23 protein-coding genes and 1 pseudogene are annotated in these 23,494 nt (G+C 71.2%); 17 read left to right on the top strand and 7 right to left on the bottom strand.

What is annotated here, in order from left to right:
- The coding region (sucB, locus tag ABT063_RS43755; protein WP_351066542.1) for a 2-oxoglutarate dehydrogenase, E2 component, dihydrolipoamide succinyltransferase at positions 1–1,189 on the top strand (1,189 nt) is incomplete at its 5' end.
- Positions 1,190–1,340: 151 nt separating this feature from the next.
- Positions 1,341–2,280 (top strand): annotated as a pseudogene (locus tag ABT063_RS43760) (transposase).
- 125 nt (positions 2,281–2,405) lie between these two features.
- On the opposite strand, the gene ABT063_RS43765 reads toward ABT063_RS43760, so the two are convergent.
- Positions 2,406–2,852 carry an anthrone oxygenase family protein gene (locus ABT063_RS43765; protein WP_351066543.1) on the bottom strand — a complete coding sequence of 149 codons (447 nt, stop codon included), beginning with the start codon at positions 2,850–2,852 and terminating at the stop codon, positions 2,406–2,408.
- A gap of 90 nt (positions 2,853–2,942) precedes the next feature.
- Here ABT063_RS43765 and ABT063_RS43770 point away from each other — a divergent pair, with 90 nt between their 5' ends.
- Entirely contained in the window at positions 2,943–3,521 is a 579-nt protein-coding gene (locus tag ABT063_RS43770; RefSeq protein WP_351066544.1) for a TetR/AcrR family transcriptional regulator, read from the top strand.
- Between the two features lie 173 nt (positions 3,522–3,694).
- Here the strand turns inward: ABT063_RS43770 and ABT063_RS43775 are convergent, their stop codons facing one another.
- Positions 3,695–4,381, bottom strand: a complete 687-nt coding sequence (locus ABT063_RS43775) for a hypothetical protein (protein WP_351066545.1) — start codon at positions 4,379–4,381, stop codon at positions 3,695–3,697.
- Between the two features lie 238 nt (positions 4,382–4,619).
- Between ABT063_RS43775 and ABT063_RS43780 the strand changes: the two genes are divergently transcribed.
- The 4 genes from ABT063_RS43780 to ABT063_RS43795 all read left to right on the top strand — a co-directional run bounded on the left by ABT063_RS43780 (position 4,620) and on the right by ABT063_RS43795 (position 9,893).
- Complete coding sequence (locus ABT063_RS43780; RefSeq protein WP_351066546.1) at positions 4,620–5,243, top strand: GntR family transcriptional regulator; 624 nt, start codon at positions 4,620–4,622, stop codon at positions 5,241–5,243.
- Between the two features lie 292 nt (positions 5,244–5,535).
- Positions 5,536–8,238 (top strand): pyruvate dehydrogenase (acetyl-transferring), homodimeric type, encoded by a 2,703-nt coding sequence (aceE, locus tag ABT063_RS43785; protein WP_351066547.1) that lies wholly within the window; start codon positions 5,536–5,538, stop codon positions 8,236–8,238.
- 78 nt (positions 8,239–8,316) lie between these two features.
- Positions 8,317–9,294, top strand: coding sequence for a helix-turn-helix transcriptional regulator (locus tag ABT063_RS43790; protein WP_351066548.1), 978 nt, complete (start codon positions 8,317–8,319; stop codon positions 9,292–9,294).
- A gap of 80 nt (positions 9,295–9,374) precedes the next feature.
- Positions 9,375–9,893: a DUF4240 domain-containing protein gene (locus ABT063_RS43795; RefSeq protein WP_351066592.1), complete on the top strand. Its 519-nt coding sequence runs from the start codon at positions 9,375–9,377 to the stop codon at positions 9,891–9,893.
- Positions 9,894–9,904: 11 nt separating this feature from the next.
- On the opposite strand, the gene ABT063_RS43800 is transcribed toward ABT063_RS43795, so the two are convergent.
- A complete protein-coding gene (locus ABT063_RS43800; RefSeq protein WP_351066549.1) occupies positions 9,905–10,096 on the bottom strand; it encodes a hypothetical protein in 192 nt (63 codons plus the stop codon).
- Between the two features lie 101 nt (positions 10,097–10,197).
- On the bottom strand, positions 10,198–11,082 hold the full coding sequence (locus tag ABT063_RS43805) for a peptidoglycan recognition protein family protein (RefSeq protein ID WP_502991007.1): 885 nt from the start codon (positions 11,080–11,082) through the stop codon (positions 10,198–10,200).
- 148 nt (positions 11,083–11,230) lie between these two features.
- On the opposite strand from ABT063_RS43805, the gene ABT063_RS43810 reads away from it, so the two are divergent.
- Complete coding sequence (locus tag ABT063_RS43810; RefSeq protein WP_351066551.1) at positions 11,231–12,415, top strand: MarP family serine protease; 1,185 nt, start codon at positions 11,231–11,233, stop codon at positions 12,413–12,415.
- A gap of 86 nt (positions 12,416–12,501) precedes the next feature.
- Positions 12,502–12,693, top strand: a complete 192-nt coding sequence (locus ABT063_RS43815; protein WP_351066552.1) for a hypothetical protein — start codon at positions 12,502–12,504, stop codon at positions 12,691–12,693.
- Here the strand turns inward: ABT063_RS43815 and ABT063_RS43820 are convergent.
- Positions 12,674–13,162, bottom strand: coding sequence for a GNAT family N-acetyltransferase (locus ABT063_RS43820; RefSeq protein WP_351066553.1), 489 nt, complete (start codon positions 13,160–13,162; stop codon positions 12,674–12,676). The genes ABT063_RS43815 and ABT063_RS43820 overlap by 20 nt on opposite strands.
- 73 nt (positions 13,163–13,235) lie before the next feature.
- Here ABT063_RS43820 and ABT063_RS43825 point away from each other — a divergent pair, with 73 nt between their 5' ends.
- Together ABT063_RS43825 and ABT063_RS43830 are read left to right on the top strand one after the other, a co-directional pair.
- The gene (locus ABT063_RS43825; protein WP_351066554.1) at positions 13,236–14,132 is read left to right on the top strand and encodes a TIGR01777 family oxidoreductase; all 897 of its coding nucleotides are present in this window, start codon (positions 13,236–13,238) and stop codon (positions 14,130–14,132) included.
- Between the two features lie 180 nt (positions 14,133–14,312).
- Positions 14,313–15,788 carry an NAD(P)/FAD-dependent oxidoreductase gene (locus tag ABT063_RS43830; RefSeq protein ID WP_351066555.1) on the top strand — a complete coding sequence of 492 codons (1,476 nt, stop codon included), beginning with the start codon at positions 14,313–14,315 and terminating at the stop codon, positions 15,786–15,788.
- Here ABT063_RS43830 and ABT063_RS43835 read toward each other — a convergent pair.
- Entirely contained in the window at positions 15,785–17,224 is a 1,440-nt protein-coding gene (locus ABT063_RS43835) for an NsdA family TPR-like regulatory protein (protein ID WP_351066556.1), read from the bottom strand. The two genes, ABT063_RS43830 and ABT063_RS43835, sit on opposite strands and share 4 nt — an antisense overlap.
- A 298-nt stretch (positions 17,225–17,522) precedes the next feature.
- On the opposite strand from ABT063_RS43835, the gene lipB reads away from it, so the two are divergent.
- The 4 genes from lipB to ABT063_RS43855 all read left to right on the top strand — a co-directional run bounded on the left by lipB (position 17,523) and on the right by ABT063_RS43855 (position 20,865).
- Positions 17,523–18,320 carry a lipoyl(octanoyl) transferase LipB gene (lipB, locus tag ABT063_RS43840; protein ID WP_351066557.1) on the top strand — a complete coding sequence of 266 codons (798 nt, stop codon included), beginning with the start codon at positions 17,523–17,525 and terminating at the stop codon, positions 18,318–18,320.
- Positions 18,321–18,644: 324 nt separating this feature from the next.
- Positions 18,645–19,610 carry a lipoyl synthase gene (gene lipA, locus ABT063_RS43845; RefSeq protein ID WP_351066558.1) on the top strand — a complete coding sequence of 322 codons (966 nt, stop codon included), beginning with the start codon at positions 18,645–18,647 and terminating at the stop codon, positions 19,608–19,610.
- 282 nt (positions 19,611–19,892) lie between these two features.
- Positions 19,893–20,093 carry an SCO2195 family GlnR-regulated protein gene (locus ABT063_RS43850; protein WP_351066559.1) on the top strand — a complete coding sequence of 67 codons (201 nt, stop codon included), beginning with the start codon at positions 19,893–19,895 and terminating at the stop codon, positions 20,091–20,093.
- 70 nt (positions 20,094–20,163) lie between these two features.
- Positions 20,164–20,865: a DUF4191 domain-containing protein gene (locus ABT063_RS43855; RefSeq protein WP_351066560.1), complete on the top strand. Its 702-nt coding sequence runs from the start codon at positions 20,164–20,166 to the stop codon at positions 20,863–20,865.
- A 90-nt stretch (positions 20,866–20,955) separates the two neighbouring features.
- Here ABT063_RS43855 and ABT063_RS43860 read toward each other — a convergent pair whose 3' ends face one another.
- On the bottom strand, positions 20,956–21,423 hold the full coding sequence (locus ABT063_RS43860; RefSeq protein ID WP_351066561.1) for an RDD family protein: 468 nt from the start codon (positions 21,421–21,423) through the stop codon (positions 20,956–20,958).
- A gap of 199 nt (positions 21,424–21,622) precedes the next feature.
- Between ABT063_RS43860 and glnA the strand changes: the two genes are divergently transcribed.
- A complete protein-coding gene (glnA, locus tag ABT063_RS43865; RefSeq protein ID WP_351066562.1) occupies positions 21,623–23,032 on the top strand; it encodes a type I glutamate--ammonia ligase in 1,410 nt (469 codons plus the stop codon).
- A gap of 152 nt (positions 23,033–23,184) precedes the next feature.
- Positions 23,185–23,442: an SCO2583/SCO2584 N-terminal domain-containing protein gene (locus tag ABT063_RS43870; RefSeq protein WP_351066563.1), complete on the top strand. Its 258-nt coding sequence runs from the start codon at positions 23,185–23,187 to the stop codon at positions 23,440–23,442.
- The last annotated feature ends 52 nt before the right edge of the window (positions 23,443–23,494 follow it).

Here is a 23,494-nt window from a genome sequence, read left to right on the forward strand (position 1 = left end):
GGCCGACATCGGCGCCCCGGGCGCGCCTCCGGGCGCTGCTCCGGCCCCCGCCGCGCCGGCCCCGGCGCCCGCTGCCGTGGCCCCGGCCCGGGCTCCGGCGCCCGCCCCCGCGGCTCCGGCCCCCGCCGCCCCGGCCGCGCCCGCCGCTGCCGCCCCGGCTCCGGCCCAGCCCGCGGCTCCGGCGCCCGCGCCCGCCGCTCCGGCTCCGGTCACCCCGGCCCCGGCCGCTCCGGCTCCCGCCGCGCAGGCCACCGACGAGGGCGCCTACGTCACCCCGCTGGTGCGCAAGCTCGCCGCCGAGAACGGCGTCGACCTGGCCTCCGTCAAGGGCACCGGCGTCGGCGGCCGTATCCGCAAGCAGGACGTCATCGCCGCCGCCGAGGCCGCGAAGGCCGCCGCCGCTGCCCCGGCTCCGGCCGCGGCCGCCGCTCCGGCCGCCAAGAAGGCGCCGACCCTGGAGGCTTCCCCCCTCCGTGGCCAGACCGTCAAGATGCCGCGCATCCGCAAGGTCATCGGCGACAACATGGTCAAGGCCCTGCGCGAGCAGGCCCAGCTGTCCTCGGTGGTCGAGGTCGACGTCACCCGCCTGATGAAGCTGCGCGGCCGGGCCAAGGACGCGTTCGCGGCCCGTGAGGGCGTCAAGCTCTCCCCGATGCCGTTCTTCGTCAAGGCGGCGGCCCAGGCGCTGAAGGCCCACCCGGCCGTCAACGCCCGGATCAACGTGGACGAGGGCACGATCACCTACTTCGACACCGAGAACATCGGTATCGCGGTGGACTCCGAGAAGGGCCTGATGACCCCGGTCATCAAGAACGCCGGCAGCCTCAACCTCGCCGGTATCGCCAAGGCCACGGCGGAGCTCGCGGGCAAGGTCCGCGCCAACAAGATCACCCCGGACGAGCTGTCCGGCGCGACCTTCACCATCAGCAACACCGGTTCGCGCGGCGCGCTGTTCGACACGATCATCGTGCCGCCGGGTCAGGTCGCGATCCTCGGCATCGGTGCCACGGTCAAGCGCCCGGCCGTCATCGAGACGGAGGAGGGCACGGTCATCGGCGTCCGCGACATGACGTACCTGACCCTGTCCTACGACCACCGTCTGGTGGACGGCGCCGACGCGGCCCGTTACCTGACCGCGGTCAAGGCGATCCTGGAGGCCGGCGAGTTCGAGGTCGAGCTCGGTCTCTGACCTGGCGGCCCGCAAGGGCCGAGGATCTCAACGAGGTGCCCCGTCCGGAACTCTCCGGGCGGGGCACCGCGCTTCCAGGGCGCGTATCGGGTCGTGATCAATGAGCGGGTTCTCCCCTCGTGCTGATCTTCGATCCGGTAGATCGTCTTGCGTGACGCGTGCGCAGCTGACCGATGTGGAGTGGGAGTTCATCGAGCCGTACCTGCCGATCGGCGAGTATGGCCCGTACCCCGAGCGGTTGCGCCAGCAGTTCGAGGGCGTGGTCTGGCGGTTCAGGACCGGCGGGCAGTGGCGGGAGATGCCGCAGGAATCCGGTGCCTGGTCGGCGGTGTCCGATCGTTTCCGGCAGTGGCGTGACGCCGACGTGTTCGAGGCCTTGCTGGAGGGCCTGATCGCGGAGGCCGCGAAGCGGGGTGAGGTGGATCTGTCGCTGGCCGGTATCGACTCCACCGCTGTGCGGGCCCATCACGATGCCGCCGGGATGCACACGAGCCAGGACGTGCTCGCCGCTTTGGAGAAGGCTGCCGCCGAAGAGGAGGAGGCCAGGTCAAAGGGGGCGGTCCCGAGGGACGAAGCGGGCAGGACGGTGGTGCCGATCCCGAGCGGGACGAGCGGCGACGCGTCCGGCGCCGGCGCAGGGTCCGGCTGAAGGCCGCTCTGCTGGGGCGCTCGCGGGGCGGGCAGACGTCAAAGGTCCACCTCGCCGCTGACCGCAGGTGCCGTCCGCTGGCGTTCGCCCTGACCGCTGGGCAGGCCGCCGACGGCCCGCAGTTCATCCCCGTACTGGACATGGTGCGCGTCCGCGGGCCCGTCGGCCGTCATCCCGGAGAAAACGGGACCAGGCCACCAACCGGAAGAGGAAGGGCCGCAAAGGGGGACGCCCCGTCGACCACGACGCCGAGCTCTACGAGGAGAAGAACACCGTCGGGCGCCTGATCAACAAGCTCAAGGCGTGGCGGGGCATCGCGACCCGCTACGACAGGACCCCGGAAAGCTACCTCGCCGGCCTTCAGCTGCGTGCCTCGGTGATCTGGATCAAAGACCTCACCCGAACCAGAGCCGGGAGCCGCGCAGGTCATCGAAGGGCGTAGCTTGCCGGGATCGCAGTTGTGGGCTCTCAGCGGCAGCCGCATTCCCGGATGTCGGGATTTCGGTGGCCCGCTGCCGCCCGGGGAGTGGGGATTGTGCGCCGCCGGCGCGGTGTCGGCCCGCGGGCTCAGGCGAGGGCGGCGACGAGCAGGGTGAAGGCGGCGATGATGACGGCGACGCGGGCGTAGTGGAAGCGGTCCCAGCGGTTCATCTGCTGCTTCCAGTCGGCGGGCCGGTTCTCGGGGGTCCATGTCTTGCCCCGGTTGTTGATCGGGACGAGCAGCAGGAGCGACATGATCACGCTGAGGATCAGCAGCGCGCCGGCGGTGACGGCGAGGCCGGCGCCGTCGTGGTGCCATCCGGCGATGGCCCAGACCGCGACGAGGATGAGCGAGCCGATGTACCAGACCGGCATCAGGGCGCCGAGCATCCGGCCCCCGTGGGCGCGGCCGAGTTGGCCACTGTCCTCGGGGAGGGCGTTGAGGATCGGGTTGATGACGAAGGCGACGGAGAACTCCACTCCCACCATCAGGCCGACGACCACGGTGGTGAAGACCTCGAGTGCGTTGAGCATGATGACCCTTCTGGAATCTAGTATTGCTAGATGATGAGGCAACGCTAGTGCTGCTGCCGCTTGATTGTCTAGCGATGCTAGGATCGAATCATGTCGGTACAGGAACGCAAGCAGCGCGAACGGGCGGTCCGCGAGCGCCTCATCGTGGCGACAGCCCGCGAGCTCGCCGAGCAGCAGGGCTGGGACGCGGTCACCACCCGCCGGCTCGCCGAGCGCATCGAATACAGCCAGCCCGTCCTCTACAGCCACTTCCGCGGCAAGCGCGAGATCATCGGCGCCGTCGCCCTCGAGGGCGCCGCCGAGATGGCCGCGGCGCTGCGGGCCGCGACCTCCGCCGCAGACGGCCCCCGCACCCGGGTCACCGCCCTCGCCCGCACCTACCTCGACTTCGCCGAACGCAACCCGGCGGTCTACGACGCCATGTTCCAGCTCGACGGCGGCCTGGCGTTCGCGAACGAGGACACCCCACAACCTCTGAAGGACGCCTTCGCCGCCCTGCTGGAGACTCTCGGCGAGGTCGCCGGCGACGGCGTCCACCCGGCACTGTTCACCGAGGTGTTCTGGGCGGCCCTACACGGGCTGGCCACCCTGACCCGGGCGGGACGGCTGCCGCCTGGAGACGCCGAGCGGAGGGTGGAACTGCTGGTGGACCGGCTCGCCATGGTCTGACACACCGTCCCGGCGGGCACGCAGTCGGGGTCCTCGGGCCCCGTTGCCCGCCTGCGGCATCGCTTCCGGTCACTCGCGCCCACACGGCGCAGCCGCAGATCGCCGGGCCCCGTACCCCAGACGGGCACCCGCCCCGCAAGCTGCGATGCTCATTGATCACGACCCGATACGCGCTAGTGCGGCTTCAGCCGCTTGTCCGACCATGCCACCAGCGACTCCACCCACACGTTCGGGACGGACAGCTTGGCGGCAGGCGTCAGCCGCCGCGTCTTGTACGCCTTCAGCACGTCGTACGTGGCGTCGAGGCAGTCCCGCGAGGTGAGCTTGCCGGTCTTCGGGTCGACGCCGACGAGGAAGCCCCGGGCGGCGACGATACGGATCATCGCGCGGGCCGCCGCCACGTCGTACGTCGACGAGCTGGTGCACCGGTAACGGCTGTACGGATGCTCGGACTTGCCGGGGTAGTGGGCGTCCCGTGACATCTCGCTGAGCATGCGCGCGTACGACCCCTCCGCGTGCCAGGCGCCGATGTCGCCGCCGGGCGGGGTGTACAGCTTGCCGCTCGGGTTCTCGATCGCGCCGTACACCCAGCGGTCGCTGCCGTTGATCCGGAAGCCCCAGCCGACGTGGCCGAAGCGCTGTGCCCCGTCCGGCTTGACGAAGACGCAGGCGCCGCCGGGCCCGGTGGGCTGTCCCGCCACCGCGGCCGGCCCCGCCAGACCGGTGATCTGCTCCGTGCCGGTCGGCTTCGCCTCCGCCCGGGTGGGCGTCCGCTCGCAACCCGTCACGGCCACGAGCACGCCGAGCACGGCCACCGCGGCCGTCCGGCGCAGCGGTCCACGCAGTCCCCCGATGTTCATGCCATCCCCCAGTCGTGCCGAGGGGCACCCCGCGCGGGAGCCCTCTGCCGACCGCGACACCCAGGGAGCCCTCAGGGTTCCCTGTCTTGACAGAAGACGCCCAGCTGAGAGCGTGTAAGCCTCGTCTCACCTGCGCGAAAGCGCCCCCGTGCGCCCCTCACGGACGGGAGTGCGGCCTTATTGTCTAAACGTCAAACGCCCCCGGGGCCGATGGGCGGCCCCTCCCTAAGGAGCCCTCATGACCGCGCCCGTCGTCCACTCGCTGCGCGAGCAGATCCGCGAGCACATCGTGGAGGGGATCGTCAGCGGGCGCTGGAAGCCGGGCGAGCGGATCGTCGAGCGGCGGATCGCCACCGAGCTCGAGGTCAGTCAGACGCCCGTGCGGGAGGCGCTGCGGGAGCTGGAGTCGCTGCGGCTGATCGAGTCGGCGCCGAACAAGGGCGTGCGGGTGCGGAACCTGACGGCGGCCGATCTGGAGGAGTCGTATCCCGTCCGGGCCGGTCTGGAGGCGATCGCGGCGGAGCTGGCGGCGCACAAGCTGGCGGAGGACTGCTCGGCCCTCGAGCCTCATGTCGCCGCCCTGTACGAGGCCGACCGCGAGTCGGACGGGACGGGCCAGGTGCGGCACACGGTGGCCTTCCACCGCGAACTGGTCCGGGCGGCGGGCAACTCGGTGCTGCTGCACACCTGGGAGGGCCTCGGCATCGAGGTGTTCACGGCGCTGTCGATCCGCTGGCTGGGGACGGTGCAGCAGTCGTACGCGGAGGAGCACGAGGAGCTGGTGGCCGCGTTCCAGCGGCGGGACCCGAGGATCGCCGAGATCGTGAAGGCGCATGTGCTGGGGTGCGCGCCACGCGCGTGAACCTTGAGCGCACCACCGCTCAAACGCACGCTCACCTGCGAAAATCCAGGCCCGCCACGACACCCGGTGCCGCCGCCGGAGGCACCCCGTGCCGACTTTCTCGTGATCAAGAGATTTTGACCTTCAACCCTTTGATCGATCATCGATCAGGGAGTTACAGTCGCCGACGGGCCACGCGGCAGAAGCCGCATGGTGTCACAGCACCGAGGCCCTCAGCCCTGTCCTGCCAAAGACCAAGGGCACCCCCAAAACCCTCACAGGGAACCCCCCTTCGACTGAGGAAGGCGGCGACATGACCGACCCCAACGCCATCCAGCCGAGCGCGCTCGACCAGCTCCCGGACCGGGATCCGGAGGAGACCGCCGAATGGCAGGCCTCGCTGGACGCGGTCGCCCAGGCGGCCGGGCCGCACCGTGCCGCGTACCTGATGCGGCGCACGCTGGAGCGTGCCGAGGGCGCCGGTATCGCGCTGCCCAAGCTGCTCGAGACCGACTACGTCAACACCATCCCCACCGCCGCCGAGCCCGCCGTACCGGGTGACGAGGCGATGGAGGCCCGGATCACCGCGTGGAACCGCTGGAACGCGGCCGCGATGGTGACCCGGGGCAGCAAACACGGCGTCGGCGGCCACATCGCCACCTTCGCCTCCGCCGCCTGGCTGTACGAGACCGGCTTCAACCACTTCTTCCAGGGCAAGGAGGCCGATGGCTCGGGCGACCAGCTCTACATCCAGGGCCACGCCTCCCCCGGCATCTACGCCCGCGCCTTCCTCGACGGCCGGCTGACCGAGACGCACCTCGACAACTTCCGCCAGGAGGCCGGCGGCAACGGCCTGCCCTCCTACCCGCACCCGCGCCGCCTGCCCTGGCTGTGGGAGTTCCCGACGGTGTCGATGGGCCTCGGCCCGCTCTCCGCGATCTACCAGGCGCGCTTCAACCGCTACCTCACCGCCCGCGGCATCAAGGACGTCTCCCAGTCCCACGTCTGGGCCTTCCTCGGCGACGGCGAGATGGACGAGCCCGAGTCGACGGCGGCCCTCGCGCTCGCCGCCCGCGAGGAGCTGGACAACCTCACCTTCGTCATCAACTGCAACCTGCAGCGCCTCGACGGCCCGGTCCGCGCCAACTTCAAGATCGTGCAGGAGCTGGAGGCCCAGTTCCGCGGCGCCGGCTGGAACGTCATCAAGACGCTGTGGGGTACGGCCTGGGACGAGCTGTTCCAGCTCGACACCACGGGCGCGCTCGTACGCCGGCTGCGCCAGGTGCCGGACGCCCAGGTGCAGACGTACCAGACCCGCGACGCCGCCTACATCCGCCAGGACTTCTTCGGCTCCGACCCGGCGCTGGTCGAGATGGCGAAGCTGCTGAGCGACGACAAGATCCTGGAGTGCTTCCACCTCTCCCGCGGTGGTCACGAGGCGCGCAAGGTGTACGCGGCCTACAAGGCGGCCGTCGAGCACAAGGGCGCCCCGACGGTCATCCTGGCCCAGACGGTCAAGGGCCACACCCTCGGCGAGGGCTTCGCGTCGAAGAACGCCAACCACCAGATGAAGAAGCTGACGGTGGACGAGTTCAAGAGGATGCGCGATCTTCTTGAACTGCCCATCTCCGACAGCCAGTTCGTCGACGGGGTCGTTCCCTACGGCCACCCGGGCGCCGACTCCCCCGAGGTCCGCTACCTCCAGGAGCGTCGCGCGGCCCTCGGCGGCCCTGCCCCGGCCCGCCGTACGCACGCGCCGGCCCCGCTGCCCGCCGCCTCCGAGAAGGCCTTCGCCTCCTTCGACAAGGGCTCCGGCTCCCAGAACGTCGCCACGACCATGGCGTTCGTCCGTCTGGTCAAGGACCTGGTCCGCGACAAGGAGACCGGCAAGCGCTGGGTGCCGATCGTCCCCGACGAGGCGCGCACCTTCGGCATGGAGTCGCTCTTCCCGTCGCTCGGCATCTACTCGCCCAAGGGGCAGACGTACGAGCCGGTCGACCGCGACCAGCTGATGTACTACAAGGAGGCCCAGAACGGCCAGATCCTCAACGAGGGGATCACCGAGGCCGGTTCGATGGCCGACTTCATCGCCGCGTCCACCGCGTACTCCACGCACGGTGAGGCGATGATCCCGTTCTACATCTTCTACTCGATGTTCGGCTGGCAGCGCACGGCCGACCAGATGTGGCAGCTCGGCGACCAGCTCGGCCGCGGCTTCCTCATCGGCGCGACCGCGGGACGGACCACGCTCACCGGCGAGGGCCTCCAGCACGCCGACGGCCACTCCCCCGTCATCGCCGCGACCAACCCGGCCGCGCTGACGTACGACCCGGCCTTCGCGTACGAGATCGCCACGATCGTCAAGGACGGTCTGCGCCGGATGTACGGCGAGGCGGCCCCGGGTGAGGACCCGAACGTCTTCTACTACCTCACCGTCTACAACGAGCCGCTGCCGCAGCCGGCGAAGCCGTCCGGCACCGGCATCGACGAGGGCATCGTCAAGGGCCTGTACCGCTTCAACACGGCCGAGTCGGCGGAGCTGTCGCCGGTCGCCAACGCCCCGCGCATCCAGCTGCTGAGCTCCGGTACGGCGATCCACTGGGTCCTCGAGGCGCAGAGGCTGCTCGCCGAGGAGTGGGGTGTCGCGGCCGACGTGTGGTCCGCGACCTCCTGGACCGAGCTGCGGCGCGACGCGCTGGAGGCCGACGCGGCGCTGCTGCGCGGCGAGGAGCGGATGCCGTACGTCCGTCAGGCGCTCCAGGGTGCCGAGGGCCCGGTGTTGGCGGTCTCCGACTACATGCGCCAGGTGCCCGACCAGATCGCGCAGTGGGTCGAGCAGGACTACTCCTCGCTGGGCGCCGACGGCTTCGGCCTGTCGGACACCCGTGAGGCGGCCCGCCGCCACTTCGGCGTCGACGCCCAGTCGGTCGTCGTCGCGGCCCTGGCCCAGCTGGCCCGCCGCGGCGAGGTCAAGGCGACGGCGGTGAAGGAGGCGCGGGAGCGGTACGGCCTGTAGGTCATCGCTCTTGTGTGAAGGGGGTACGGCGTTCGCCGTGCCCCCTTCGTTGTCAGTGGCCCCCGGCATGATGGCCGTATGCGCGCTGCCCGTCTCATCAAAATGGTGCTGCTGCTCCAGTCCCGGCCCTCGATGACCGCCGCCGAGCTGGCGCGGGAGCTGGAGGTGTCCGAGCGGACCGTCACGCGGGACGCGCAGGCGCTGTCGGAGGCGGGGGTACCGGTGTACGCCGACCGGGGGCGGGCCGGTGGCTATCGGCTCATCGGCGGGTACCGGACGCGGCTGACCGGGCTGGCCCGCGGCGAGGCCGAGGCGCTGTTCCTGTCCGGGGTGCCGGGGGCGCTGCGCGAGATGGGACTGGAGGACGCGGCCTCCGCGGCCCGGCTCAAGGTGTCGGCGGCCCTCCTCCCCTCCCTGCGGGACGCCTCCCGTACGGCGGCGCAGCGCTTCCACCTGGACGCGCCGAACTGGTTCAAGGAGGCGAAGACGCCCGAGCTGCTGCCCGCTGTCGCGGACTCGGTGTGGGACGACCGGCGGATCGTCACGCGGTACCGGAGCAAAGAGGCCGAGGTGGAGCGCGAGCTGGAGCCGTACGGGCTCGTGCTCAAGGCCGGGGTCTGGTATCTGTGCGCGCGGGTGGCCGGGCGCGGGTCCTACCGGGTGTACCGGATCGACCGGTTCATGGCGGTGGAGGCCGGCGAGGAGCGGTTCGCGCGGGACGAGGAGTTCGACCTGCCGAACTTCTGGGAGGAGCGGGCCGAGCAGTTCGCGCGGTCGATCCTGCGCGCGGAGGTCGTCGTCCGGCTGTCCGCGGACGGGGTGCGCGGACTGCCGTACGCCCTGGATCCCCAGTCCGCCCGGGAGGCGCTGGAGGCCGCCGGCGCGCCCGACGAGGACGGGTGGGTGACGGTGACGCTCCCGGTGGAGTCCGAGGAGGTCGCCCACACACAACTCGCGGCGCTCGGGCCGGAGGTCGAGGTGCTGGCGCCCGAGGGTCTGCGGGCGCGTTTCGCGAGCGACGCGATACGTCTCGCCCGGTTGTACGGGACGCCGTGACCCGCCCGGCTGTACGGGACATAACAATCCGCCACACTCCACGTGCGCCCCACCCGTCCAGGGCCGATGCTTGACCCGTGATGGACGAGACGGAGTTCTGGGAGCTGGTGGACACCACCCGCGAGGCCGCCGATGGCGACCCGGAGGAGCAGGCCGACCTGCTCGTGGACCGGCTGCTCCAGCTGGATCCGGAGATGGTCCTGGACTTCGCCCGGCACTTCGAGGCCCGCTACAACCGCGCCTACACCTGGGATCTGTGGGGCGCCGCCTGGGTGCTGCTGGACGGCGCGAGCGACGACGCCTTCGACTTCTTCCGGTGCTGGCTGATCGGCCAGGGCCGCGAGGTGTACGAGGGCGGTGTGCACGACCCGGACTCGCTCGCCGACCTGCTGGACGACTTCGACGAGGAGATCGACGGCGACGGAGAGGAGCTCGGCTACGCGGCGGACGAGGCGTACGAGCAGCTCACCGGCACCGTCGCCCCCGACCTGGGCATCCCGCCCGCGGCCTCGGAGCCGGAGGGGACGCCCATAAGCTTCGAGAACGAGCGGGCCCTGGCGGAGCGCTATCCCAAGCTCTGGGAGCGGTTCAGGGCCTGAGCAAGTGGTCCCTACGCCACGGACCTGCGGCGCGTCGTGTCGGACGGGATGTACGCCTGGTTCTGGTCGGCCCGCACCGCGTGATACATCGGTGCCCTGTTGGCCTGGTCGAGCGCGGACGCCGTGACGGCGGCCGGTCCCAGGACGACGGTCGCGACCGCACAGACCACCGTCCACATGCGCCTGCTGCTGTTGCCGCTCATGATCCCCACCTCCGGTCGGCTTGTGGTGAAGACCGTAGGCGGCGGGAATCTGAGCAGCCTTCGTGCCGGCTGTGACATTCCTGTGGACCGCACGACCGGCCTCACTTCCTGCCCTGCAGTCGTGCCGCCCGCTCCCTGATCTCCGGCAGGCGGGCGCTCAGGGCGGCGCCCGGGCAGCTGGTCATGTACCCGTCGTTGTGGCCCGCCAGGGCGGGCAGCGCGGCGGTGGAGCCGGCCGCGTACCGGCTGCGGCTGTTGCTGGAGGTCAGCCGGACCCGTGCGCGCGGGTCGATGTCGGCGAGGCTCAGCTTCCAGGCGGCGAGGGCGGCGATCGCGTCGGCCATCGCCTGCGGGACGGGGACTTGGGCCGTGAACGTGCCGAGGGCGGCGATGCCCACCGTGCCGTGGTTGAAGCCCTGGGTGTGGGCGCCGGTGACGGGGCGGTCGGCGCCGCCCGCGCGGCCCTCGTAGACGGTGCCGCAGCGGTCGACGAGGAAGTTGTAGCCGATGTCGTCCCACTGGCGGGTGCCGGTCTGGCCGGCGGCGAGGTCGCGGATGATGCGGGGCGCGTCGGCGCAGTCGTAGTCGTTGGGCGAGTCGGTGTGGTGGACGAAGACCGCGACGACCTTGTCGTCGTAGCGCGGGGGCGGCCGGGTGCGGGCGCTGTCGACCGCCCAGGCGGACCTCGGCACGATGTGCGGCCGGGCCGCGGGGTGGGCGACGGCGGGGCGGGCCGCGACGGGCCGTGCGCGGGCGCCGGTCGCGCGTTCGATTCCGGCCGCGCACAGGGGCAGCGCGACGGCGGCGGCGAGGCCGGGCAGACAGCCGAGCAGCACGAGCACGGCGCCCGGTATGCGCACCGGACGTGGTGTCCGCCGTCCTCTCGGTCTTCTCGCTCTCCGGATCGGTCTTCGGGCACGCATGGTCCCACTGTCCGTCGGATCCCGTCCGCCCGCGATGTGTGCTGTGCCACCCGGTGGAACCATCGTCCGGGTCCGCGGCGTTTTTCCAGGTGCACGCGCGCGTGGCCGGTTCCGGATCACTCCGCGCGTGCGGCTGATCATTGGGCCCGTCCCGCGCGTACTAGGGGGACGGAGGGGACGCCCCCTGAGGGTCCGACAGAAAGGCGGCTCCGTGGACCTGCTCGACATCCTGCTGTTGCTGGTGATCGTCGCCTACGCGGCGTCCGGCTACCGGCGCGGACTGGTGGCCGGCTGTGTCTCGTTCGCCGGCTTCGTGGGCGGTGCGGTCGTCGGCGTGTGGGTGCTGCCGTGGATGATGGACCTGGTGTCGCAGGGGACGACCACGGCGACGGTGACCGCGGTGCTGACGGTGCTGGTCCCGGCCGCGGTGGGGCACGAGCTGGCCGGGCGGCTGGCGCTCAGACTGCGCCTGGAGCTGGACCGGGGCCCGCTCAGGGTGGCCGACGGGGTCGGCGGGGCCGTGGCCAACTCGGTGGCGGTGCTGATCGTGGCGTGGGTGGCCGCGAGCGTGCTCGCCGCGTCCTCGTCCCCGCTGGTCACGACGGCGATCCGGGAATCACGGCTGCTCGGCACGGTGCAGGACGCCATGCCGGACACGACCCCCGCGTGGTTCTCGCGGGCCACCTCGGCACTCACCGAGGCGGGTTTCCCGCAGGTCTTCAACCCCTTCGAGAACGAGTCGACGGCCGAGGTCGCCAGGCCCACCGGCGACAGCGTGACGGCGGCCGCGACGAACGCCGCCAAGCTGAGCACGGTGAAGATAGAGGGCGTCGCGGGCAACCAGGGCCGCGAGGGCAGCGGCTTCGTGTACGCGCCGCGGCATGTGATGACCAACGCCCATGTGGTGGCCGGCATCGACGACCCGAGTGTGCGGATCGGCGGGGTCGGACGGTCGTACGAGTCCCGCGTGGTGCTCTTCGATCCGGACAAGGACGTGGCGGTGCTGTACGTGCCGGACCTGAACGCCCCTGTGCTGCGTTTCGACGACGGCGCCAGGCGCGGCGACTCGGCCGTGGTCGCGGGCTATCCGCAGGACGGCGACCTGAACCTCCAGGCGGCGACGGTCGCGAACCGGGTGCAGGCGCGCGGGCAGAACATCTACAGCGACGAGACGGTCACCCGCGAGATCTACTCGATCCGCTCCACCGTCCGCCCCGGCAACTCCGGCGGCCCGCTGCTGACCACCGACGGCCGGGTGTACGGCGTGGTCTTCGCCCGCTCGACCTCGGACGCCGAGACGGGGTACGTCCTGACGGCGGACGAGGTCGCGGACGACGCCCGGAGCGCGGCAGACGCGACGGCACCGGTGGACACGGGCGAACTGGTCACGTCCTGAGCGGCCCCTCGGAGCCGGCCCGCTCACTCGCCCTCGTACGGGGCAATGCCGCCCGCGACGGCCGGCCGGGGCGTACCCCTGACCTCATGTCACGTGCGCTCCTTCTGGCCTCGCTGTCCGCCCTCACCGCCGCCCCGGTCCAGGATTCCGGCGTCCGGGGCTGGGTGCTCGCCGGTTTCGCCACGGCGGCCGTGGTGGCGGGGGTGCCGCTCTACGTGGTGGTGCGCAGACGTCGTACGACCGCGGCGGCCGAGCAGGTCAGAGACTGCGCCCCATGAGCACGTCGTCGACGTACTCGCCGTTCAGCAGGAACTCCTCGGGCAGGACGCCCTCCACCACGAAGCCCTCGGACTCGTAGAGCCTGCGGGCCGGGGTGTTGTGCCCCAGGACACGCAGGGTGATGCGGCGCGCTCCGTGCCGCCGTGACTCGTCCTGCGCGGCCCGCAGCAGTGCCCGGGCGACCCCGGCGCCGCGCGCCTCCTCGGCGACGGCGAGGCCCTGGATCTGGCGGACGTGGGCGTTGCAGGCGAGCGGCGTCGGGTAGCCCAGCCGGATGTAGCCGACGACCCGTCCGTCGAGCTCCGCGACGAGGTGGTCCCACGGCCCGAACCGCTCGTTGAAGAAGGGCTCGTACGGCGGCTGGGGCCGCGGTTGGACGGCGTGCAGCGGGGACCAGGTGTCGCGGTCGAGACGGCCCAGCGCGTCCTCGTCGTCGGCAGTGGCGTGGCGTATGTACGGATCCGGCATGACGATCACCCTACGACGGCGGTTGCGGGACCCTTGCGGGGTTTTCCGCGGCCACTGAGCAAGGATGGTGGTCATGGAACGTTCCCGAATCGCGGTGGCCGGCGCCTCAGGTCTCATCGGCAGCGCCCTCGTGCGGTCCTTGACGGCCGACGGGCACCAGGTGGTACGGCTGGTGCGCCGGGACCCCCGGACGCCGGACGAGGTCCGCTGGGACCCCGAGCGGAAGTACGTCGACGCGGCCGGGCTCGCCGGGTGCGACGCGGTGGTCAACCTGGCCGGCGCGAACGTGGGCTCGCGCCGCTGGACGGACGCCTACAAGGCGAGGCTCCGGGCCGGCCGGGTGCTGGGCACGGCGGCCCTCGCCGAGGCCGCCGCCGCCCTGGACGAGCCGCCGCGGGTGTTCGTGAACGGCAGCGCGATCGGCTACTACGGCGAGACCGGCGACCGGGCCGTCGACGAGGACGCGCCACCCGGGGAGGGCTTCCTGCCCGAGCTGTGCGTGGAATGGGAGGGGGCCGCGGCGCCGGCCCAGGAGGCGGGCGTACGGACGGTGTTCACGCGGACGGGTCTGGTGGTGGCCCGCCAGGGCGGGGCCTGGGGGCGGCTGTTCCCGCTGTTCAAGGCGGGGCTCGGCGGGCGGATGGGCGACGGGCGGCAGTACTGGTCGTTCGTCTCGCTGCACGACGAGGTGGCCGCGATCCGCCATCTCATGGACACCGAGGGCCTCGCCGGGCCGTTCAACGTGACCGCCCCGCATCCGCTGACGAACCGTGAGATCACCGCCGCGATGGGGCGCGTGCTGCGCCGGCCGACGCTGTTCACGGTGCCCGCACCCGTGCTGCGGGGCGTGCTCGGCGAGATGGCCGGGGATGTGCTCGGGAGTCAACGGGTGTTGCCGATGCGGCTGTTGGAGTCGGGGTTCACCTTCGCTTTTCCGGAGATCGAGGGGGTGATCCGGGCCGCTTTGTGACCCTTGAGGCCGCTTGCGTGACTCGCCGCGTCCGTATGCGACCGGCGTGCGACCGTGCCCTGTCCATGCGCGACTCCCCCTGACCGATCACGGCCCTACCCTCGTGCCGAACTCGGGTATTCCCGGAGGCAGTTGGGGGCATCACGTCTCCACCGGCCGCGCAACCTCGAGGAGGGGCACGTGCTTGAGCCCGCGTACCAGGCGGACGTCGTGATCGTGGGAGCCGGGATCGCCGGGCTCTCCGCGGCGCATCGGCTGACCAGCGCAGGAGTGACGACCGCGGTGCTGGAGGCCGCCCCGTGCGCGGGCGGCCGCATGTCGACCGAGAAGGTCGACGGATTCCGGCTCGACCGCATCGGGCAGCTGCTGTCCACGGCGTATCCCGAACTACGGCTGACACCCGGGCTCGACGGGCTGGTTCTGCGCCCGTTCGCACCGGGCGTCCTGCTGCACAGCGACGGCCGCCACCACCGCGCGGGCGTGCCGGCGAACGCGGGGAGCGCGAGGGGCGCACTCCACGCGGTGCGCGCCCTGGCGAGCGCCCCTCGGCCGGGTGCCGGGCCGCGGGGCCGGAGTCTGCCTCGCCCCGTGTCCGGGGTCAGGGGCCGGAGCGTTCCCTGGTCGGGAGCCGGGTCCAGGAGCCGGAGCATGCCCGCGCCGGTTCCCGTGCCCGAGACCGCCCGCATCGCTCCCCGGGGGACGGCCCCGCTCGGCACCGCCGTCGACCAGGCCCGCCTCGGAGCCTCGCTCTCCCGGCTCGCGAACACACCTCTCGAGCGCCTCCTGACCCGCCCCGAACTGCCCGCCGGACAGGCCCTCGCCGCCCGCGGTGTGCCCGCCCGCACGGTCGACGGCTTCCTGCGCCCGCTGCTCGCCGCCCTGCTGTGCGACCCGGAGCTGTCCACGTCCAGCCGGTGCGCGGACCTCGCGCTGCGTGCCTTCGCGCGCGGGCGGCTGTGCGTGCCGGAGGGCGGTGCCGAGACCCTGCCGGAGCTGCTCGCGCGGACCCTGCCGCCGGGCACCGTGCACACCGGCGTCCGGGTCACCGCGGTCTCCACGACATCCGTGACCACCGCCGAGCACGGCGAGATCCGCTGCCGCGCCGTCCTGCTCGCGACCGACGCCCGGGCCGCCGCCGAACTGCTGCCCGGCCTTCGCGTGCCGGACTTCCACCCGGTGACGGTGGTGCACCACACGACGGACGAGCCGCCGGCCACGGGGGCGTCCCTGCTGCTCGACGCGGACCGGGGCGGCCCGGTCGCGCACACCGCGCTGGTCAGCCGGGTCGACCCGGCCCGCGCGCCGGCGGGCCGCACCCTGGTCTCGTCGACGGTCCTCGGCCCGCCCCCGCCCGACCTCGACACCGCCGTACGCATGCACCTGTCCCGCCTCTACGGCACCTCCACCCGGCGCTGGGAGACCCTCGCCGTGCACCACACCGCCGAGGCGGTGCCCGCGATGCGCCCACCGCACGACCTGCGCCGTCCGGTACGGCTGCTGGCGGGCCTGTACGTGTGCGGCGACCACCGGGACACCAGCACCGTGCAGGGGGCGCTGCACTCGGCCCACCGGGCCGCCTCGGCGATCCTGGCGGACCTGGGGGCGGCGGGGTCGATGCACGTGGCCGACCCGTTGCCGACGGCCCGGGCGGCCTAGCCGAAGGCCGCCACCTTGTCCCGGTAACCCCTCACCGGTGCCGCGTCCTTGTACGGCTCCAGCCTCCGCTCGAAGTCCCGTACGTACTCGATCGCCCGGACCGAGCGCATGTCCGCCGCCTGTCCGGCCGCCTCGGCGCCGAGCGCGCAGGCCTGGTCGAGTTCCCCCAGGCCGAGGCGGGCGGAGGCGAGGACGACACGGCAGAAGAGGCGGCTGCGGGCGTAGGAGGGAGCGCGCAGTTGCAGGGAGCGCTCCGCGTGCTGGGCGGCGGAGCGGAACTGCTGGAGGTCCCGGTGGCAGTGCCCGAACTCGTCGGCGAGCTGCGCCTCGTCGAAGAACCGCGCCCAGTGCGGGACCTCGTCACCGGGCCGGGCGGCCTCCAGGGCGCGCTCGGCCCGCACGAGCGAGCCGGTGCAGGCACGCACCTCGCCGAGCACCCCGTGCCCGCGCGCCTCGACCGCGTGCAGCAGCGCCTGGACGACGGGCGGGGCGTTGGTGCCGACGCCCTGCTGGGCCACCCGCGCGAGCTGTACGGCCTCGCGCCCGTGCCCGAGGTAGACGGCCTGGCGGCTCATGGTGACGAGGACGAAACTGCCGTACGCCCGGTCCCCGGCCGCCTGCGCGAGCCGCAGCGCCTGCACGAAGTACCGCTGGGCGAGACCGTGCGCGGCGATGTCGTACGACGTCCAGCCCGCGAGCCTCGTCAGGTCGGCGGCCGCCGCGAACAGGCGGCGGCCCGTCTGCTCGCCGTAGGTGCCGCGCAGCATCGGCTCGCACTCGTGCTCCAGGTAGCGCACGAGGGCCTGGCGGGCGTGGCCGCCGCCGTACATGTCGTCCAGGGAGCGGAACAGCTCGCCGACCGAGCGGAGGGCGGAGATGTCGCCGCCGGTGACCTTCTGACCCGGGCCGCGTTCGGCCTGGCCGCGCTGCCGGGGCACCGCGGCGGGACGGCCCTGGGCGGGGACGCGGGCGGCGGGTTCACCGCGGGCGACCTTGTCGTCGGGGCGGCCGATCAGCCAGTCGCGGCTGGGAACGACGAGCCCCGCCGGGGTGAACGCGATCTTGCGCAGCTCGGCGTGGCTGCCGGAGTCCTTGCGCCACAGCCCGCTGACGATGTCGACGGCTTCCTCGGGGGTGGCGGCGAACTCGAGTCCCGCGTAGACCGGGGCGCAGGCGTCCAGGCCGAGGTCCTGGGCGGTCAGGCGGCGGCCGAGGCGGCGGGTGAAGACCTCCGCGATCAGGGCGGGGGTGGTGCCGCGGGGCTGCTGCCCGCGCAGCCACCGGGTCACTGAGGTCTTGTCGTATCTCAGGTCAAGCCCGTGTTCGAGACCGAGCTGGTCCACGCGACGGGCGAGTCCCGCGTTGGAGAACCCCGCTTCTGCGATGAGCGCGGCGAGCTGGCGGTTGGGGGTGCGCTGCGCGGGTCGTTCCGTCATCTGCGGTGCGGTCTCCTGCCTTCGGGCCTCGCGGAGGCCCTGTGGTGCCTGCGGCGCCCGGGATTGCCTGTGAGCAGCCCTTATGGCCTCGTGAACGGCGCGAATGTAGCTGAGCGTAAGCAGCCGATCGCACACTTCGACGTTCATTCATCCGATCGTGTGAGGATCGTGGGGCCGGGCTGACGCGGACGTTCCGTTCTTCACCCGGACGGGCCACTCGTACAGGCGGTCGTACGGCCAGTCGTACAGTGGCGTAGGCACCCTTCGTGCCTTACGACCTTCTAGGGAGGCGCTTGCCGTGAGTGAGTTGCGGTTCGTCCGCATGGGGTTCGGTCCGGACGCGGTCGAGTACCAGGAGGCGTGGGACGAGCAGCGCCGGGTGCACGCGGCGCGGTTCGCGGACGAGGTCCCCGACACCGTGCTGCTCCTGGAGCACCCGCCGGTCTACACAGCCGGTCGGCGCACGGCGGACAACGAGCGCCCCCTCGACGGCACGCCGGTCATCGACGTGGACCGCGGCGGCAAGATCACCTGGCACGGCCCGGGCCAGCTGGTGGGCTACCCGATCCAGAAGCTGCCGCGGCCGGTGGACGTCGTCGCGCATGTACGGCGACTGGAGGAGGCTCTGCTGCGTACGTGCGCGGAGTTCGGTGTGGAGGCGACCCGGGTCGAGGGCCGGAGTGGGGTGTGGGTGCTGGGCGACCCGGTCGAGCAGCGCCCGGCGCTCGGCGGACTCGCCCTGGACTTCGATCCCCGCCTGCACGACGACGAGTTCGATCCGCGCATGAACGGGCCGGAGTACGCCCCCTCCAACGCCGGCCAGCGGCGCGAGGACCGCAAGATCGCGGCGATCGGGATCCGGGTGGCCAAGGGCGTCACGATGCACGGTTTCTCGCTGAACGTGAATCCCGACAACGCGTGGTTCGACCGGATCATCCCGTGCGGGATTCGTGACGCGGGGGTCACGTCGCTGGCGAACGAGCTCGGGCGTGAGGTGACGATCGCCGAGGTGCTGCCGGTTGTGGAGCGGCACCTTCGGGATGTGCTGGAGAACGCGGAGCTGAGGCCGCGGGTGGTGGAGCGGGCGTCGGTGTAGCGCGCCGTTGGGGGGCGCCGGGTGTCCCTCGCCCCCGCCGCCCCTATCCGTCCCGGCCCCCAGGGGCGCTGCCCCTTCGACCCCGTCGGCGGGCTGCGCCCCCTGGACCCCCATCGGCCTGACGGCCTCGTCCTCAAACGCCGGACGGGCTGAGTTGTGGTGCAGCTCTCGACCAACCGAGACGGATGGCGGGTAGGCAAACGCCCACACCGACGCCGGGCGCGGGAATGGCCCACGGTTCCGCAAGGTTGCCCACCCCGGGGACCGAAAACGTACGGGCGTACTCTGGTGTACGCCGAAGAATCGAAGCTACAGGGAGCCGACGTGTCCGCAGTCGCACCCGACGGACGCAAGATGCTGCGCCTGGAGGTCCGTAACAGTCAGACCCCCATCGAGCGCAAGCCCGAGTGGATCAAAACCCGGGCGAAAATGGGTCCCGAGTACACGAAGATGCAGAACCTCGTGAAGAGCGAGGGCCTGCACACCGTCTGCCAGGAAGCCGGCTGCCCCAACATCTACGAGTGCTGGGAGGACCGCGAGGCGACCTTCCTCATCGGCGGCGACCAGTGCACCCGGCGCTGCGACTTCTGCCAGATCGACACCGGCAAGCCCGAGGCACTGGACCGGGACGAGCCCCGGCGCGTGGGCGAGTCCGTGGTCACCATGGACCTGAACTACGCCACCATCACCGGCGTCGCGCGCGACGACCTCGAGGACGGCGGCGCCTGGCTCTACGCCGAGACGGTCCGGCAGATCCACGAGCAGACCGCCGGCCGCGAGGCCGGCCGCACCAAGGTCGAGCTCCTCGCCCCGGACTTCAACGCCGTACCGGAGCTGCTCGAAGAGGTCTTCGCCTCCCGCCCCGAGGTCTTCGCGCACAACGTCGAGACGGTCCCCCGGATCTTCAAGCGCATCCGCCCCGGCTTCCGCTACGACCGCTCGCTGAAGGTCATCACCGAGGCCCGCGACTACGGCCTGGTCACCAAGTCCAACCTGATCCTCGGCATGGGCGAGACCCGCGAGGAGATCAGCGAGGCGCTCCAGCAGCTGCACGGCGCCGGCTGCGAGCTGGTCACCATCACGCAGTACCTGCGCCCGAGCGTGCGCCACCACCCCGTGGAGCGCTGGGTGAAGCCCCAGGAGTTCGTTGAGCTGAAGCAGGAGGCCGAGGAGATCGGTTTCTCCGGCGTGATGTCCGGCCCGCTGGTCCGGTCCTCGTACCGCGCCGGGCGGCTGTACCAGATGGCCATCGAGAAGCGGGGCTCCTACATCGCCTCGCAGGCCGTGTGACCTGCCCGACAAACCGTCACCCTCCTTGCCCAGCGGGGAGCGACCCAAGCGTGTGAATTCGCGCACAAGTAACTACTCGCCAGTAGCGACCGATACGACGCGGTCCTGACCGTCCTCGCAGATGAGGGCGTACGTCAGGGCCGCGTCAGTGTTTGAGCCCGCCGCATCAAGGCTTCATTGGTGTTTGACCGGTCGGTCACGCCCTGGTAACACCAATCAGTGACCCTGAACTCACGCCACGTACACCCATACCCAAAGCGGTATCGAGGGGGGACCTCCATCATGCAGGCCGCGCCCGTTCGCGCCACAGCCATTCCGTCCTTCACCGACGCACTCCGTGCCGTCGAGTCCCTGCTCATGAGCAGCGGTCAGCGCACCGCCCGCCGCAACGCCTGGACGTCCGTACTGGAGGACCGCCGCCGCGCCAAGGACAGGGTCGAGGCGCAGCGCGTACTGGAGCAGACCTTCACCGCCCACTCCTGAATCCCGTCCCCCCTTCCCCGCGGGCACACTGCCGTCGTCCGCGCTCCGGGGGCCACGTAGACTTCGTGGCATGGCGAGGAAGGAAACTGCAGCGGACGCTGCGAACCCCGGGCGACTGAAGCAGATCGCCCTGACCTACAAGATGACCCGCAGGGCCGACAAGAAGATCGGTCTTGTACTCGCGGCAGTCGGAATCGTCACCTTCGGTGTCTTCCTCGCGATCGGTTTCTTGATCGGTCACCCCATCTATCTCGGCATCCTGGGCCTCCTGCTCGCCTTCCTCGCGTCGGCGATCGTGTTCGGGCGCCGGGCCGAGCGAGCGGCCTTCGGGCAGATGGAGGGCCAGCCGGGCGCGGCCGCGGCGGTACTCGACAATGTCGGCCGGGGGTGGACGACGACCCCCGCGGTGGCGATGAACCGCAGCCAGGACGTGGTGCACCGGGCCGTCGGCAAGGCCGGCATCGTCCTGGTCGCCGAGGGCAACCCGAACCGGGTGAAGAGTCTGCTGGCCGCCGAGAAGAGGAAGATGAACCGGATCATCGCGGACGTGCCCGTGCACGATCTGGTCGTCGGCACGGGCGAGGGCCAGGTCGAACTGAAGAAGCTGCGCACGACCATGCTGAAGCTGCCGCGCGTGCTGACCGGTCCGCAGGTGACGGCCACCAACGACCGGCTGCGGGCCATGGGCGACCTGATGAGCAACATGCCACTGCCGAAGGGCCCGATGCCGAAGGGCATGAAGCTGCCGAAGGGCGGACCGAAGGCCCGCTGACTCCCCCGCGTCAGACCTCCTACGTCAGAAAGGGGGCGCCCGGTCAACACCGGGCGCCCCCTTCGTCGTACAACAGAGTCGTAGAGACCCTCAGATGCGCACTTCCACGGTGCGGGCCAGCCGGTCGTGCAGGCCCCGGCCGTCGCGGTCCCAGACCAGGGCCGGGAGCGCGAGACACAACAGGACCGTGCGCAGCAGGACGCGCAGTGGGTTGACCGTGCCGGTGTCCAGGGCGACCACGCGCAGGCCGAAGAGGCGTTTGCCGGGGGTGAAGCCGATCGTGCCGAGCGTCAGGACGCTCATCACGAAGAAGATCAGCAGCGCCCAGTTGGAGGACGTCTGGTCATAGCTCTGAGTGATCAGTTGGGATGCAATCAGAGCACTCATCCCCCAGTCCACGGCCAGTGCGCCGCAGCGCCGTCCCGGGCGGGCGATCGAACCCGGCCCCTCCTCCGGCAGACCCAGCTGCTCGCCCCGGTATCCGAAGTCCACACCGGCTTCCTCGGCCGCCGCGCGGGGGCCCGAGAGCCACGATCCGATTGCTTCCCTCTTGTCCACGCGTCCACGGTACTGCGCCCGTTTTGGGATACGGACAGGTGGGGTGCGCAGTACGATGTCCGGTTAACGTGCACGAAACAAATGGGTCACGCTTGAGAAATCACCCGTCCCTAGGGTCGAGGTCAGCGTGTGCCACCGCACTGGCCGCACGAACGAACTACCACCCCGGCAAGGAACGGTCGGGAGTAGGAGGAGCTGGATGTTCCAGAACGCCGACGAGGCCAAGAAGTTCATCGCGGACGAGGACGTCAAGTTCATCGACGTCCGCTTCTGCGACCTGCCGGGCGTCATGCAGCACTTCACGGTGCCCGTCGAGGCGTTCGACCCGGACGACGAGCTCGCCTTCGACGGAAGCTCGATCCGTGGCTTCCAGGCCATTCACGAGTCCGACATGGCGCTGCGCGCGGACCTGTCGACCGCCCGGGTCGACCCCTTCCGCCGCGACAAGACGCTGAACATCAACTTCTTCATCCACGACCCGATCACCGGCGAGCAGTACAGCCGTGACCCGCGCAACGTGGCGAAGAAGGCCGAGGCCTACCTCGCCTCCACCGGGATCGCCGACACCGCGTACTTCGGCCCCGAGGCCGAGTTCTACGTCTTCGACAGCGTGCGCTTCGCCACCTCGTCGAACGAGTCCTTCTACCACATCGACTCCGAGGCGGGCGCCTGGAACACCGGTGCGCTGGAGGACAACCGCGGTTACAAGGTCCGCTACAAGGGCGGCTACTTCCCGGTCCCGCCGGTCGACCACTTCGCCGACCTGCGCGCCGAGATCTCCCTGGAGCTGGGCAAGGCCGGCCTGCAGGTCGAGCGCCAGCACCACGAGGTGGGCACCGCCGGCCAGGCCGAGATCAACTACAAGTTCAACACGCTGCTCGCCGCCGCCGACGACCTCCAGCTCTTCAAGTACATCGTGAAGAACGTCGCCTGGCGCAACGGCAAGACCGCGACCTTCATGCCGAAGCCGATCTTCGGTGACAACGGCTCGGGCATGCACGTCCACCAGTCGCTGTGGGCGAACGGCGACCCGCTCTTCTACGACGAGCAGGGCTACGCCGGCCTGTCGGACACCGCCCGTTTCTACATCGGCGGCATCCTCAAGCACGCCCCGTCGCTGCTGGCCTTCACCAACCCGACGGTGAACTCGTACCACCGCCTGGTCCCCGGCTTCGAGGCCCCGGTCAACCTGGTGTACTCGCAGCGCAACCGCTCCGCCGCGATGCGTATCCCGATCACCGGCTCGAACCCGAAGGCCAAGCGCGTCGAGTTCCGCGCCCCGGACTCGTCCGGCAACCCGTACCTGGCCTTCTCGGCGCTGATGCTGGCCGGCCTGGACGGCATCAAGAACAAGATCGAGCCGGCCGAGCCGATCGACAAGGACCTGTACGAGCTGGCTCCCGAGGAGCACGCGGGCGTCCCGCAGGTCCCGACCTCGCTCCCGGCCGTCCTCGACTCCCTCGAGGCCGACCACGAGTTCCTCCTCCAGGGCGACGTCTTCACGCCGGACCTGATCGAGACGTGGATCGACTACAAGCGCACGAACGAGATCGCGCCGCTGCAGCTGCGTCCGCACCCGCACGAGTTCGAGCTCTACTTCGACGTGTGATCGGACCACGCCTGAGCGACGCGTGAGCCATCCGGCGCCCCTGCCTCTCTCCGAGGCGGGGGCGCCGTCGTATGCGTGGAAGTCGCTTCACAGACCGGGCACAGACGAGGGATCATTCCTACTGACACGGATGTTCGAGAGAGGGAACGGGGATGTACGAGCGGGACGACGACGAGCGCGAGTTCGACCTCAGGTGGGCGGACGGGGCCGAGCACAAGGAGCCCTCCGCCCGGGCGCGCATGCTGGCTGCGCGGTGGAAGGAGAACCCGCCGGCGCCGCAGCCGTTCCGCGCCGCCGCCGACCCGGTGAAGCCGCGGCGGTCGTCGTGGATCTCGACGGCCGTGGTGCTCGGCAGCGTCGTCGCGATCATCCTGCTGCTCGGGTACATCAACTTCCGGGCGCCGTATTAGAGCAATACCGGTACCTGCCAGGGGTGTTGGGCCGCATGATGCTACGTTGAAC

The organism is Streptomyces sp. NPDC002838, from assembly GCF_040295365.1.
In the GTDB taxonomy this organism is placed as follows: Bacteria; Actinomycetota; Actinomycetes; order Streptomycetales; family Streptomycetaceae; genus Streptomyces.